We start from the raw sequence: 13,719 nt of genomic DNA on the forward strand, positions 1-13,719 counted from the left end.
AATTGTTAACTATTGAAAATATTAATGCGTAGAATCCAAACGATATTAATTATCATTTAGAAGCAGCATTGGTATAACACGATGGAAAGGCCTGAACTATTCAAACGCTCAACGCTTTCACTGGCTCTATTGGGTGCAATCGCATCACCAGTATTTGCCCAAGAGGAAGTATCAAATTTGGAAACGGATACGTTGACCGTTTTCGGTAAAGCTTATCGAAACACGGCAACCAAGACCGCACTGGAGCCAGAGGAAACCCCCCAAGGCATTACGGTTATCGATAATGAGCAGTTAGAGCAGCGCTCAGTGAAATCGCTGAACCAGGCCCTTCGTTATGCACCAGGTGTTGTAACAGAGACCAAAGGCTCTTCTGTCACAATGTACGATACTTTCACCATTCGTGGTTTTGGCGTCGATCAAAGTTATTATGATGGTTTGGTATTGCAATCACTAAAAGGCTGGAACCTACAACCCCAGATTGACCCGATTGCAATGCAGCAAGTCGAAGTATTTAAAGGACCAACGTCGGTCCTTTATGGTTCAATGCCACCTGGTGGTATGGTCAATATGATTGCTAAATCACCGCAGCTAGATCCGAGCACGACGGTTGGGGTAGCGACAGGTTCGCGTAACCTGATGGAAGCTTCCATTGATACGACCGGGCAGATTGGCGACAGTGATTTCTCTTATCGTTTTATTGGCCTTGCACGCAAACAAGATAGTCAAGTCGACAATGCTAAAGAAGAGCGTTACGTCATTGCACCTTCGATAGATTGGCAAGCAACTGACCGCACGTTAGTTAACTTCAATCTTTATTATCAGAATGATCCATCGATGGGAATTAACTCATCGCTGCCAGCGTCGGGTATGTTCATTGACAATCCAAACGGTTCGACATCACCTTCAACTTCTGCAGGGGATAAGAACTGGAGCAAGTTTGAACGTGAAGTACTAATGCTCGGCTATAAAATTAACCATGATTTCGGTAACGGGTGGTCATTGTTGCAAAATGCGCGTTTTACCGATGCAACGCTATACCAAGAAAACACTTATCACACGGCTGACCAGTTTGATCAGGGTACCGGAAATCTAGATCGTTACATCTACAGCACAGACGAGAGCTCGAAAGGCTTTGTAATTGATAACCAATTATCGGCGCAGATCCACGCAGCTAATATAGAGCACAACCTTCTATTTGGTTTGGATTATCAAAAACTCGATGGTGACTCGCGTTACCTGAGTTTTGGTACAACGTCACAGTTTGGCGACTTTAACATCTTCAATCCAAATAATGACATGATTGATCGTAGTCAACTTGAGAAAGATGCAGACTATTTAGACAAGGTTTCTGTTGAGCAGTTGGGTATTTATTTTCAAGACCAGATGCGAATTGACCGTTTAGTGCTTATCGCTGGTGGACGTTATGATTGGTACCGTTCAACCAGTGACTACACTGGCGAGTATGAATATGACGGTGACTGGTATGACTACGCACTCTATGAAGAGGCTAAGCAAGAGAAATTCTCTTATCGTCTTGGCGCACTGTATGAGTTTGACAACGGTATCTCACCATTTCTAAGCTATGCAACAAGCTTTGAGCCAGTAGCGGGCTTAGACCGCAACGGCAGTGCCTACAAGCCTGAGTTAGGTCAGCAAGTAGAGGGTGGCGTGAAGTATGTCTCCGCAGATATGTCGAAACAAGCAACGGCATCTCTATTTCATATCGTGAAAAGTGACGCATTGATGGCAGACCCAGAAGATCCTTGGGGGCCTCAACTCCAAGTCGGAGAGTTGACGTCTCAAGGGTTAGAGCTAGAAGGGCGCTGGTTTATGACTGAATCTATTGATTTGAATGCAAGCTATACGTACATCGATATTGAGATAACCGAAGATAGTGGTAACGATTTAAAGGGCACAACTCCAATCTATGTTCCCGAGCATGCCGCAAACTTGTGGGCTAACTACTACGTTTATGGTGGTCCCCTTGCAGGGGCGCGCTTAAGCGGTGGCGCAAGATATGTAGGTGAGATGCAGATGGATGCGACCAATACTCAAGGTAAGGTGCCGTCTTACACCGTGGTCGATCTTTCTTTGGGCTATGACCTTGGCTACCTAAGTGATTCACTTTCAGGGGCAACAGCAAACTTGATCGTGAATAACTTGTTTGATGAGGAATACTATACCTGTTATGACCAGGCGAACTGTTGGTATGGAGCTGAACAGTCGTTTGAGTTGAATATGAACTACAATTTCTAGTTTTGAACGCAAGCGCACCCCGTGGGATTGTGGTGCGCTTGCGTTTTACTATGCGTCCTTACGAACAAACGAAGGGAGAGTTAAAGTAAAAACAGACTATGTTTCGTCAACACCATTGGTTCTTTCTATGCTTGTTTACTTGTTTACTTGTTTACTTGTTTACTTGTTTACTTGTTTACTTAGCTAGCTTTTGCTTTTTCACTAGTGCTTTGACACCTGCCTCAGCGGCATCAATCGCGCCGGCAACATAGCCCGGAAATCTTTGAGACCACTCACTACCGATGCCAAAGATCTTGTTACTCCAAAGACCAACTTCAATAAACGCTGTTGGAGGCTGAATATGCTCTCCGCTATCTTGAGCGTCTAACTCTGTCGATGTCCAAACATCTTGCGACCAGTCTTTAATCACATCAACGATAGGGACAGCTTGTTCACCGTATAAGCGAATGATCTGCCCGCGACAAGCGTGTTTTAGCTCATCCTCAGTGACTGTCTTTCTTACCGCAGCTGGCACACCGAAAAAGCCGAGTAGGGCAGCTTTATCATCAGGGATAGATGCATCACGGATTTCAACCAGTGGTCCGACGGAACTGCGTGTATCACCAGATAGGTTCTGCTCGCGCCAAAATGGTTTATCAAAAATCGCAAAGTATTTTGCATGAGGAGCCATCCAAGTCGCTGTGGCTTGCCATTGCGAACTAACAGCGTCGGGCAAGCCTGGAGTGAACTCAATCGACTCCTCAACCAATCGAGGCGGCAGAGCAAATAACACATGCTCTGTTTCAACGCTGAAGTTCTTGGATGAATTGGTTGACTCACATTCAATGTGTACGAGGCGATCCACTGTTCGAGTGGTAACCTTTTTCACTGCACTATTGAGCAAAATATGGTCATTCGATTGCAGCCTATTCGCTAGAGCATTAACAATTTTCCCCATGCCACCAAGAATGCGTCGTGACTCTGGTGCAGCTTGATAAGCAGGGTATCTGGTAGGCTCTTGATTGGCAGAGCGTTCAATCAGCATATCGCCGAGTTCATATTGTGGGTAATGCTCGATATCTAACTCTGCGAGCAAATTGGTCAGGTCAGGTTGGAACTCTGGCCAAAACCATGATGGACCAAGGTCGAAAACACTATTTTTATCCTCGCCTTCAGCAAAGACAGGATAATCAACGATTCGCCCGCCAATCGAGTCTTTCGCTTCAAGGATCACATAATCTGTAATGCCGTATTTCTCTAATAGGAAACCAGCATAAACACCACTTAGACCTGCACCGATAATTGTTACTTGTTTTTTCATAGCTTAAACCATCAACTTTTGACTCAGTGGGATCATGCTCCGAGAGCGTTACCCCTACTACAGTTAGCCCTAAAAACTCAAAGCCCATCAAAATCGAGCTTTTCTTTACGATTTTGATGGGCGGATATTTTGCAAGAGTTACAATTGATCGTGAGCTTCTAGAACTCGCGCGCTGTAAGTCATCGCTGCGCCGGCATTAAGTGCAACTGCAACGCCAAGTGCTTCAGCAATCTCTTGCTTAGTCGCACCGTGCTCTACCGCTTTTTTTGTGTGCACAGCAATACAGCCATCACACCGTGTTGTTACGGCAACCGCTAAGGCAATAAGCTCATGAATTTTAGGCTCAAGATGACCTGTTTTTGCTGCGGCTGAGTCCATTGTCATCAAGCCTTTTACAACATCAGGGCTCTCTTTTGCGAACTCGCCTATTTTACCCATAAGCTGATCACGGTATTCATTCCAATCGTTATTCATTGTTTCTCTCTTTACTTTACTTCGATGATTGCGGTTTATTCAGATAGATGATTAGTTACGACCAGCCATTACGCCGCCATCAACATCCCACACTGCGCCCGTTACCCAGTCAGCTTTTTCAGACAATAGGAAGACGATTGAGTTGGCCACATCTTGCGGTGTACCGAAGCGACCGATTGGGTGGAATTCGTTGAAGCCTTGTAGTGCGGTATCTACTTCTTCTTTTGCAATGAAACCTTCGTAGATTGGCGTATGCACAACCGCTGGAGATACCGCATTCACACGAATGTTATGTTGTGCAAGCTCCATCGCTAAGTGTTGCGTTAAAGAGTGCAGACCCGCTTTCGCCATTGAGTAAGCAGACGATGGCGTTGCAGCAATGGCTTGTTTTGCCCACATGGAACCGACATTTACAATCGCACCTTGACGCTTATTTGCTACTAGATTTGCCGCCACTTTTTGTGTGATGAAGAACGTAGCGCGGTTGATGTCCATGTATTGGTCGTAATCATTCGCGTCATGCTCCAGGAACGGTTTAGGGAAAAAGACACCCGCTGCGTTGACTAGCATGTCGATATCGGAGTGTTTCTCATCAATCACATTGAGTAGGTTTTGCACGCCATCTTCTGATTTTAGATTCGCTGTCAGAGCTTCTACTGGACCGAACTCTGCGAGCGCTTTTTGCGCTGCTGCGGCTTTTTCTAGGCGGTTACCAACGATGACAGCTTCACCACCTTGTTGCAGAACCATCTTCGCGGTTTCGAAACCCATGCCGCTTGTGCCACCAATAACCAGAAGTTTTTTACCAGAAAATTGATTATTCATAATGCAATCTCTCTTAATCCGTTGTGATTGTTTGGATTGAACCCTCTGCCATCAGTTAGTGATGCCACGAGGTTCAACCTACAGTGTGATTGAAGTCAATACACTCACTGTTTCATGACACAAGCCGTTGAGGTGCCATGTCGTGTCAGGTGCATTTTTGTGGAATTTACTCAACTCTACAAACGAGTTAATCTGTATCGACGATAAAGAAAATATTTACCGACATGCAGATACCCGTTCATTTAAATGCACTTAAGGCGTTTGAAGCCAGTGCACGACATCGAAGTTTCTCTGGTGCAGCGGCTGAGTTGTACGTTACCCCGGCTGCGGTAGGGCAATTAGTTCGTTCATTGGAAGAGTGGTTGGGCGAGCCATTATTTATTCGCTCGAATAGTGGCAAGTACCGCTTAACATTAACGGAAGCCGCTGAAAGAGCACTGCCTGATATTCAATCTGGATTCGAGCAATTGGCGTTAGGGCTTGAGAAGATGAAACAGAGCCCAACTTGTGGCGTTTTAAACGTGACGGTTAGCCCCGCGTTTGCCGCCAAGTGGTTACTGCCAAAGCTGCATCGCTTCCAAAGTGCATACCCAGATACGGACGTGCGGCTTGATATGAGTCGGCACTCGATTGATTTCGTTACGCAGCATATTGATATCGGCGTGCGGTATGGTGTTGGACAGTGGGCCGGGCTGAGTGCTGAGAAGTTGATGGATGAAGAGGTATTCCCTGTCTGTTCCCCAACGTTACTCAAAGAGAAAAGCTTTGCAAAACCAGAGGATCTTTTGAATGAGACCTTGATTCACGATACCTCGATTGAAAAGCACCAAGCCTTTCCAACGTGGCAACAATGGCTCGAGAAAGCCGGGTCAGCTGAACACACTGCCGAGCATAATCTTAAAATCAATAACTCTGCAGGTGTGCTTCAATCTGCAATTGATGGTGCTGGTATTGCTCTGGCTCGTAGCGTAATGGCAAAAGATGACTTAGCTGCAGGCCGCTTGGTGCGCTTGTTCCCTGAAGTCTCTTTTGAATCATCGCTAGCGTATTACATTGTCTATAAACAAGAGGATGTTGAGCTAGTGAGAATACAGGTGTTTAAGGCGTGGTTACTGCAAGAGGTGGCTGATAATGCCGCACACTAAAGTTTTTCTATCCGACAATTAAAGATCTTCTTGTTTGTTGATGTGGGCTATCAGCATTAAGGTACACCTTCACTTAACGCAGAAATAAGAACCGAATCATGGCTGAAGCAGCGCAATTACAACTCGAACAAGAGCAAATAGTCTCTAAATATCACCGTTCTAATTTATGGCGATTGACGCTTTCTCAGGCATTGGCAGGAGCAAACTCGGTTGTCATTTATGCCACAGGCGCGATTGTCGGCAGCATGCTGGCGCCGAGCGCGATGTTAGCAACCTTACCGCTTTCTATTTTTGTAGTCGGTATGGCGGCGTGTGTTTTGCCAGCAGGTGAAATTGCACGACGCTTTGGCCGCCGAACGGCCTTTATGGTCGGGACATCCACCGGTGCATTGACTGGCATACTGGCAGCACTGGCTATCTACTTCGGCTGGTTTTGGCTGTTTTGTTTTTCTGCCTTTTTAGGTGGTGCTTATGCTTCGGTTACGGTGTCATTCCGATTTGCTGCCGCAGATGGTGTGCCTGCTGAAAAGAGAGCACAAGCCTTATCGTTTGTCATGGTTGGTGGTATTGCCGCCGGGGTGATTGGTCCTCAACTGGTCACACATACCATGCACCTGTTCCCAGAGAAAATCTACGTCGCAACTTTTATTGGCCAAGCAATGGTTGCGATGCTTTCTGGCTTTATTTTGTCGGGTGTTCGTGTGCCTGATATTAAGCAATCACAGGTAAAGATTGAACGGACTCTGACTGAAATCGCCACTCAGCCACGTTTTATATCAGCAGTGATTTGTGGCGCAGCTTCTTACCTGATTATGAACTTCCTAATGACGTCTGCACCACTGGCAATGCATATGCACGGTCATAGTCATGAATCTGCGAACCTAGGTATTCAATGGCATGTTATGGCGATGTATGTACCGAGCTTTTTTACTGGCAAATTGATTAGCCGCTTCGGCGCGACCTCGGTCTCTGCGGTTGGTATTGTCCTAACTGGCATTTCGGCAATGATTGGCCTGCTTGGTAGTGATGTATTGCACTTCTATACACTCCTCATTTTACTGGGTGTTGGCTGGAACTTTGGCTTTCTTGGTGCTTCAGCATTGGTCCTTGAATGCCATCGTCCTGAAGAAAAGAACCAAGTTCAATCGCTGAACGATTTTATTATCTTTGGCCTAATGGCGATCGGCTCATTCTCTTCTGGTGGCGTGTTAAGTGCTTATGGATGGGAAATTGTTCTGTGGCTATCGCTGATACCATTGGTTTTAGCTGCGGCAACTCTTACTGTGACAAAAGTAAAGTCTGCTTAACAACTTAAGCTAGAGTTTAAAGTAAACAACCAATCCATGTTTTTTACGCTAGATACCTCATGTTCAAGGGAAGTATCTAGCTTGGTTAGTGGTAAGCTCGTACAAGTCTTAGATCAATATCAATCAATGAGTTTACCTATGTAGGCAGTGCTTAAATCCGATGATTACCAACCCTACCGAGTTAGGGCATTTATTGATTTTTTGATGAAGTATTTTAAATCGGTTGAAAGAACCCTTTAATCACTGATGGAGTTAACTCACCTATATCAAGCAAATGATGACAACCACCTTGACAAAAACCGTTGTCATGTAGTTGATATACTGGGAATATTAACTGGGCGTGAGGCCCGTAATATAGTAACTTGTCAATCCAGATTGAGATATTCAACACATTGAAAAAGTCAGTAACTATGTTAAGAAAAGTGTTTCCTCTTGTAGCGCTTGTTTTTGTAAGCACCACAACTGCTGCGCCTAAAATCGACCAAAAGAAACTCGGCCGCATCCATGTTTGTCACTTGAGCCCATTTAGCGATGACTTTATTGATATCGGCCTTACTAAAGCGATTGCTCAGCAAAAAACCGCCAAATTGTGTGAAGCAAAACATGGCCAGTCGAGTATGTTCTGCCGACCGGAAAAGGCTGTGTGTAAGACTGCCTCACTGCTCTAGTTTAATTTGATAGATGAACAAAATAAATCACCACAGACAGATACAGTTAGGAACATAGAGTAGCGTTGATCATCAACGCTATTTACTCGTCGGGCCAAAGGAACAGGCAACATGCAAGACAAAAGCAAATTAGTTAAAATCCAGACGATTATTGATCAAAAAACCAAACCTGCCGGCGCTTTGGGACAAATAGAAGACGTGGCGAAACAACTAGCGCTACTGGGGCACAATGACACCGTTGAACAGATTTGTGTTGAAAGTCCAGCGTTACTCGTGTTCGCAGGTGATCATGGCATTGCCGAAGAAGGGATCAGCATTGCACCGAGCATTGTGACCACACAAATGGTGCAGAACTTTATTGCGGGCGGTGCGGCCATCAACTGCTTTTGCCGCTCAAACGCTATCCCTCTCACGATTGTCGATTGTGGAATTTTGACCGACATCGACCATTGCTCGCCAAACTTTGTCAAACAGCGATTGGGCACGGTGACGAAAAACTTCGCTTACCAGGCAGCGCTTGACCCGCTGCAGCTTGCCCATGGATTAGAGTTTGGCCAAGCCATCGTTGCTCAAAAGATTGAGCAAGGGTGTAACTTGATCATGTTTGGCGAGATGGGGATCGGCAATACCAGCAGCGCCTCGGCGTTATTTGCTGCCTTGAGTGGTCTTTCGGTCCGTGACTGTGTTGGCAAAGGCACCGGCATTGATGATGCTCAACTCGAGAAAAAAGTCAGAGTAATTGAAGCGGGGGTGGCGCGAGTACAGCAAGGGACTCCAGCAGTAAAAGAAATACTGCGCCAGTTAGGCGGCTTTGAGATAGTTCAGATGGTGGGTGGATTTATCGAGGCATCTCAACGTCGCGTGCCAGTGTTAGTCGATGGCTTTATTGTATCGGTTGCGGCTTATGTTGCGGTGCAAATCCACCCTAGTGTTCGTGAGGTGCTATTGTTTGCTCATCAGTCAGATGAACACGCGCACCAAAGCGTATTAAAGTCGTTGCACGCCCAGCCACTGTTATCGCTGAACATGCGTTTAGGCGAAGGGACAGGGGCAGCGTTGGCCTATCCACTGGTGAAAGCCGCCGCAGAATTTTACAACAATATGGCAAGCTTTGAAGATGCTGGTGTGACCGTGTAACTTCAGATGGAGCAAAAGCCATCGGCACCCGGTTAGTTTCGGCTTCGGGCTCGACTTCGTGATATTTATGTCACTACCATGGCATCAGTAAGCTATTGATGGCTTGAGCTATTCTAGAAAATAGGTATATTGTCCTTCAATAGATAGATTACCAATCAGGAGCAGTCACTGTTCACCTTGGTTAAGGGAGCCCATACAAAACGGCAATGGTAATGATGCATCGAAAAACGCCTCAGGATGTCTTGAGCGTTATGCGTCAACCCACTCATCCAGAGCAGAGAATACCTGAGCTTGGAATAAAACTGTATTTAGTGGCTGAATTCGTTCAGCCTCCAGTGAATCTGGTGAAAATCCAGAACTGTACCCGCAACTGTAAGCGAAACTCGTTTCGTAAGTCAGATCCTGCTAAATACATCAGCACCAACACCAAAACTACCTGGGCGGGAGCACTCAGCGTCGTTTATCTTTCGATATCGACACCTGCCCGCATAACTTTTTTTAGGCGGACTCAGTGCATGCGCTGAGCAGAAGTAACTTGTGGGCAAACTCAAACGTTCAACATCCAATCAAGACTTACGCGGTGGTTACACCACAGGCGCGTGCGCGGCAGCGGCGGCGCGTGCGGCGGTGCGCGGCTTGATTGATGGTCAAGTTTCTCACCAAGTCAGTATTCAAATTCCCAACCGAGAGTGGGTCAATTTTACCCTTGCTCGCACCGAAATTGTGGCCAATCAAAATGCGGCGAAAGACGCGGTTGCTGCACGCTCTGAGCGCTGCAATGTTAATCGGGCCGCTATCAATTCAGTGCTGTGCGGCGTGATTAAGGATGCGGGAGACGATCCAGATTGTACCCATGGACTGGAAATACAGTGCCAAGCCCGTTTAGTCAAAGCGCCAGGTATCCACCTTAAGGGGGGCTTGGGCGTCGCCGTGGTGACCAAGCCGGGCCTTGAACTGCCCGTGGGGGAGCCAGCGATTAACCCTGTGCCACGCGCCAACATCATCGAGATGGCCCGCCTGGAATGGCTAAACGCTAGCGAATTATGGCAAGACCACTATGGCGTAGAGCTAACCATTATCGTTCCCAGCGGCAGAGTCGCTGCCAAAGAGACCATCAATGAGCGCCTTGGGTTAATCGGCGGGATATCCATCTTGGGCACTCGAGGCACAGTCAAACCTTATTCAACCTCAGCCTTTGCCGCTTCTGTGCGTCAATCTATTCAAATAGCCCAGGCAAACGGCTTGTCACATGTGGCATTGACCACAGGCAGTCGCTCGGAAAAAGCCGCTCAGCAATTGTTACCGCGTCTAGAGCCGATGGCCTTGATCCAGGCTGGGGATTTTATTGGGGTTGGATTACGGGCAGCAAAGCGTTACGGGCTTGCAAGCGTCACCTTGGTGGTAATGATCGGCAAAATGGGCAAGCTGATTTCAGGGCGAATGATGACCCACGTTTCGGGCCATCGCATCGATTTCACGCGAATGGCCGTGCTAGCAGAGCAATCGGGCATGCCCAGCGAGCTTTGTCAGCAAATCGCCCAGGCCAATACCGGGCGACATGTCCTCGATTTGGTGCGCAAGCACAGCCCAGAGCATTATTTCAATCGCCTGTGCGATGAAGCCAAGGCGCACGCAAGCCACTACATAACAGATGCACTGGCCATCGATGTCGTGCTGGTCGACTTTAATGGTGAGCCGCTCGGGCGTAGTGCTTGTAGCCGTTCACATCTATAGGATTAATTTGGATCGAGTTATCGATTCTTTCACTACGGACTCACACAATGGATACTGTAAAAGCCCCCGTCAGCATGCAACAAATGACGGTGCAAGGTCATCAAATCGAAACTGATTCGTTTTCAATTATCGACCGTGAAATGGAGACGTTACACGGTGGGCATCGCTTTGAGCCAAAACAATGGCAGGTGGTGCGTCGCGCTATTCATACCACTGGCGATTTTGAATTTGCCACGCTCTATCAATTTAGTCGTGGCGCAGTCGATGCTGGGATAACGGCGCTGCAGCAGGGCTGCGCGATTGTCAGTGATGTCAGCATGATCATCAGCGGTATCAGCCCAATGCGAACTAAGGTGCATGGTAATCAAACCTACTGCTTTATAAGCGACCCAGAGGTGATCGCTAAAGCCAAGCAAACCGGAGAAACCCGCGCGATCTGGGCAATGCGCAAGGCGCGTGATCTCGGGCTATTAGATGGTGCGATTATTGGGGTTGGCAACGCACCGACCGCCTTATATGAAGTGCTGCGCATGGTCGATGCTGGGGAAATCACTCCAGCCTTGATCATTGGCATCCCGGTTGGCTTTGTCAAAGCGCAAGAGTCCAAGCAAGCGTTAATCGAGCAAAACAATGTGGATTACATTGCCAGTGTCGGTCGCAAGGGTGGCAGCTCGCTGGTGGTATCTACCATTCATGCCTTGCTCTATCAAACGGTGGAGGTGTCATGAACGCGATTGTCAATCGTCCTCAGCCCAACATCTATGTCGTAGGCGTTCCCGAGGACGGCTGCGTCAGCTTGACCAGTAAAGCGGTCAGTATCGTCAGTCAATCTCGCGTGGTTGCGGGCCATCCAAGGCACAGAGCGTGGTTTCCGCAGTTTGATGGTGTGTTTCTCGATATGACGCAAGGGTTCAGCACCTGGCTCAGTCAAGTGATTGATGAGAGCGAAGAGGGCGGTGTGGCGATTTTAGCCTCCGGAGACCCGCTATTTTTTGGTATCGGCTCGACTCTGTTAAAGCACTTACCGGCCGAAGAGCTTGGTTTTATCCCTACCTCAAGCTCTCCCCAATTGGCGTTTGCTCGCCTTGGCCTTGCGTGGCAACAGGCGCAATTTTTATCGGTGCACGGGCGAGCGCTTAACGGCATCGTGGCGAGGATGCAAACTGGCGACCTGTTTGCGATTCTGACCGACTATCAAAACACACCACAAATACTTGCTGCTCATTTGCTGCAATACGGCCAAGTGGACTGGACATTACATGTGTGTGAGCAGCTAGGGGGCATTGACGAAACCGTTCGGACATTTACCCCGCAAGAGCTTGCCCACAGCATGATAGCGTTCGATAAGCTGAACCTGGTCATTGCCCAGCGCCAGCCATCCACTGTTGGCGCGGCTCAGCGCTGGGGTGGGTGTGGACAGTTTGCATCGGACCAAGATTTTTCCAAACGCATGCCGAAAAACGGCCTGATCACCAAGCAATCGGTGCGCAACCTCGCCCTGACGCAGCTTAAAATCTCCGCCCAAGATGTGGTTTGGGACATTGGCGCAGGCTCTGGGTCGATTGCGATTGAGTCGGCCAAATTTGCCATCCAGGGGCAAGTGTTTGCGATTGAGTGTAACGCCGCCTGCTTTGAGGCGATTGAAGCCAACTGCTTCGCCCATGCGACCGACAATGTCCATTTAATAAAGCACAAAGCGCCGCAAGCGCTGGCAGAGCTTCCCGCGCCCAACGCCGTGTTTATTGGCGGATCACGCGGGCAGATGGCCGATATTCTCAATCACACATGGCAACGGCTACAACACCATGGACGGCTAGTGGTATCCGCAGTGACCGTGGATACCATAGGGGAAATTTATCACTGGGCCAAGCAGGCCAACGCGCCGTTTGAGGCTCAGCTGGTCAATGTTTCGTCGCTCAAACCCTTGGCCCATTACCACAGTTACCAAGGTGAAAACCCAATCCATCTATTCACCTTTACTAAAGCACCGTAAGCGACGTCAGTTTGACAAATCGGGGTCAACCGACCCGACATTATAAGGCTCATCAAAGCCAGGAGAAATTTCATGAGCAATACATCAAGTTGTCAATCAGGACCACAGGGGCAACTTTACGCGGTTGGCGTGGGCACGGGTGACAGTGAATTATTGACATTAAAAGCCGCGCGCCTGATCCAACAGGCCGATGTGATCGCTATTCCGGAAAAGAATAAAGGCACGGCCGATTCTTTTGCCTGGCAGATCGTCACCGGTGCCATCGCAGAGACTGACATCCCAGGCGAGCGCTGCTTTCTCCATTTTCCGATGACGCGCGACCCGTCAATTAATGTACCAGCATGGCAGGTGGCTACAGCGACTATCTACCAGTACTTACTGAGCGGCAAGTCGGTGGTGTTCATTACTGAAGGCGACCCCTCGGTGTTCAGTACATGGGCTTATATTCAAGAAGAGCTGGCAGTCCTGGCGCCGCAGATTGAGCCGGTTATTGTCCCAGGGGTTACCTCAATCACGGCCGTGCCAGCGGCGACGAAAATCCCGCTGGCCGACGGGAGAGAGCGTTTTTGTGTGGTGCCTGCCACCTATGGGATTGACTGTCTGGAAACTCTGGTCAAAGACTTCGATACCATCATGTTAATTAAAGTAGGGCGCACGATCCCAGCGCTGTCAGCCCAATTGAAAGCTCTGGGATTAGAGCATTGCGCCACTTACGTCTCACACGCCAGCTGCGATAAACAAGAGATCTACACCAATTTAGACCAGGTGCCACAGGAGCACCGTTACTTTTCGATGGTGCAACTGTCGATTCGTGAGCGCCGTGGCGTGCTGCGCGGCAAGCAGCCAGCCAAGCCAGAGTTGGTGGCTTAAGCGCGATAAT

Annotated in this window: 12 protein-coding genes and 1 riboswitch; of the genes, 9 read left to right on the forward strand and 3 right to left on the reverse strand. The window is 48.2% G+C overall.

What is annotated here, in order from left to right; all coding sequences use genetic code 11:
- Positions 1-81: 81 nt before the first annotated feature.
- A complete protein-coding gene (locus ACSTTG_RS14030; protein ID WP_438475268.1) occupies positions 82-2,256 on the forward strand; it encodes a TonB-dependent siderophore receptor in 2,175 nt (724 codons plus the stop codon).
- Positions 2,257-2,431: 175 nt separating this feature from the next.
- On the opposite strand, the gene ACSTTG_RS14035 is transcribed toward ACSTTG_RS14030, so the two are convergent.
- From ACSTTG_RS14035 to ACSTTG_RS14045, 3 genes are all read right to left on the reverse strand, one after another.
- Positions 2,432-3,556 (reverse strand): flavin monoamine oxidase family protein, encoded by a 1,125-nt coding sequence (locus ACSTTG_RS14035; protein WP_438475269.1) that lies wholly within the window; start codon positions 3,554-3,556, stop codon positions 2,432-2,434.
- Positions 3,557-3,694: 138 nt separating this feature from the next.
- Positions 3,695-4,030: a carboxymuconolactone decarboxylase family protein gene (locus ACSTTG_RS14040; protein ID WP_438459424.1), complete on the reverse strand. Its 336-nt coding sequence runs from the start codon at positions 4,028-4,030 to the stop codon at positions 3,695-3,697.
- Between the two features lie 51 nt (positions 4,031-4,081).
- The gene (locus tag ACSTTG_RS14045; RefSeq protein WP_438475270.1) at positions 4,082-4,855 is read right to left on the reverse strand and encodes an SDR family NAD(P)-dependent oxidoreductase; all 774 of its coding nucleotides are present in this window, start codon (positions 4,853-4,855) and stop codon (positions 4,082-4,084) included.
- Between the two features lie 224 nt (positions 4,856-5,079).
- Between ACSTTG_RS14045 and gcvA the strand changes: the two genes are divergently transcribed.
- From gcvA to cobI, 8 genes are all read left to right on the forward strand, one after another.
- Positions 5,080-6,000 (forward strand): transcriptional regulator GcvA, encoded by a 921-nt coding sequence (gene gcvA / locus ACSTTG_RS14050; RefSeq protein ID WP_438459422.1) that lies wholly within the window; start codon positions 5,080-5,082, stop codon positions 5,998-6,000.
- Positions 6,001-6,098: 98 nt separating this feature from the next.
- Positions 6,099-7,307, forward strand: a complete 1,209-nt coding sequence (locus ACSTTG_RS14055; protein ID WP_438475271.1) for an MFS transporter — start codon at positions 6,099-6,101, stop codon at positions 7,305-7,307.
- A 410-nt stretch (positions 7,308-7,717) separates the two neighbouring features.
- A complete protein-coding gene (locus ACSTTG_RS14060) occupies positions 7,718-7,975 on the forward strand; it encodes a hypothetical protein (protein ID WP_438459420.1) in 258 nt (85 codons plus the stop codon).
- A 111-nt stretch (positions 7,976-8,086) separates the two neighbouring features.
- Positions 8,087-9,112 carry a nicotinate-nucleotide--dimethylbenzimidazole phosphoribosyltransferase gene (gene cobT / locus ACSTTG_RS14065; protein ID WP_438475272.1) on the forward strand — a complete coding sequence of 342 codons (1,026 nt, stop codon included), beginning with the start codon at positions 8,087-8,089 and terminating at the stop codon, positions 9,110-9,112.
- A gap of 292 nt (positions 9,113-9,404) precedes the next feature.
- Positions 9,405-9,536: riboswitch (cobalamin riboswitch) on the forward strand.
- A gap of 113 nt (positions 9,537-9,649) precedes the next feature.
- Positions 9,650-10,846, forward strand: coding sequence for a cobalt-precorrin-5B (C(1))-methyltransferase (locus tag ACSTTG_RS14070; RefSeq protein ID WP_438475273.1), 1,197 nt, complete (start codon positions 9,650-9,652; stop codon positions 10,844-10,846).
- 47 nt (positions 10,847-10,893) lie between these two features.
- The gene (locus tag ACSTTG_RS14075) at positions 10,894-11,574 is read left to right on the forward strand and encodes a precorrin-8X methylmutase (protein ID WP_438475274.1); all 681 of its coding nucleotides are present in this window, start codon (positions 10,894-10,896) and stop codon (positions 11,572-11,574) included.
- Positions 11,571-12,839, forward strand: a complete 1,269-nt coding sequence (gene cbiE, locus ACSTTG_RS14080; protein ID WP_438475275.1) for a precorrin-6y C5,15-methyltransferase (decarboxylating) subunit CbiE — start codon at positions 11,571-11,573, stop codon at positions 12,837-12,839. Before ACSTTG_RS14075 ends, cbiE begins: the two co-directional genes overlap by 4 nt.
- 72 nt (positions 12,840-12,911) lie before the next feature.
- Positions 12,912-13,709 (forward strand): precorrin-2 C(20)-methyltransferase, encoded by a 798-nt coding sequence (cobI, locus tag ACSTTG_RS14085; RefSeq protein ID WP_438475277.1) that lies wholly within the window; start codon positions 12,912-12,914, stop codon positions 13,707-13,709.
- The last annotated feature ends 10 nt before the right edge of the window (positions 13,710-13,719 follow it).

The sequence above is a fragment of the Vibrio glycogenivorans genome, from assembly GCF_051660965.1.
Classification (GTDB): Bacteria; Pseudomonadota; Gammaproteobacteria; order Enterobacterales; family Vibrionaceae; genus Vibrio.